The sequence below is a fragment of the Actinoplanes sp. ATCC 53533 genome, assembly GCF_003947245.1.
Genome location: NZ_QHHV01000566.1, coordinates 1 through 885 on the forward strand (window position 1 = coordinate 1; position 885 = coordinate 885).

The window sequence follows — 885 nt, forward strand, 5'->3', positions numbered from 1 at the left end:
GCCATCGCGATCTTCCTGATCTCGAAGGCCGTGCCGGCCCTGCAGGCCAACACCGAGAACTTCCTGACCTACAAGGCCTGGTTCCCCAACGACGCCGAGCCGAAGTTCGGCATCGCCGCGCTGGCCTTCGGCACGGTGCTGACGTCGGTCATCGCGCTGATCGTCGCGGTGCCCATCGCCCTGGGCATCGCGTTGTTCCTCTCGCACTACGCGCCGAAGCGTCTCGCCAACCCGCTGGGCTTCATCATCGACCTGCTCGCCGCCGTGCCCAGCGTCGTCTTCGGCCTCTGGGGACGCGACGTCTTCCGGGTGCCGGTCGAGGATTTCTCGGTCTGGCTGAACAAGTACTTCAGCTGGCTGCCGATCTTCGGTGGCGACGGGCCGTTCGGCCGCTCGATCCTGCTCGGCAGCCTGGTGCTGGCGATCATGGTGCTGCCGATCGTGACCTCGCTGTCCCGGGAGGTGTTCCAGCAGACCCCGCTGATGAACGAGGAGGCGGCGCTCGCCCTGGGCGCCACCAAGTGGGAGATGATCCGCACGGCCGTGATCCCGTACGGCAAGCCCGGCGTCATCGCCGCGGTCATGCTGGGCCTGGGCCGCGCGCTCGGCGAGACCATCGCGCTGGCGCTGACCCTCGGCATCGTCTTCAACATCTCGTTCAACCTGATCGAGAGCGGCGGCAACAGCATCGCCGCCAACATCGCCAACACCTTCGGCGAGGCCAACGCCACCGGCCGCGGCGCGCTGATCGCCTCCGGCCTGGTGCTCTTCGCCATCACCCTGGTCGTCAACATGGCAGCGCGGGCGATCATCTACCGCCGCCGCGAGTTCCGGGACAGTGCCGCATGAACGAGCTTGCGAGCGAATCATCAACTCTGCGCCTGA

At 67.1% G+C, this 885-nt stretch carries 1 protein-coding gene; it reads left to right on the top strand.

The features are described 5' to 3' along the window. Positions 1-849 (top strand): phosphate ABC transporter permease subunit PstC (pstC, locus tag DMB66_RS60055; protein WP_125812713.1); only part of this gene is annotated, 849 nt, incomplete at its 5' end. Positions 850-885 lie beyond the last annotated feature (36 nt).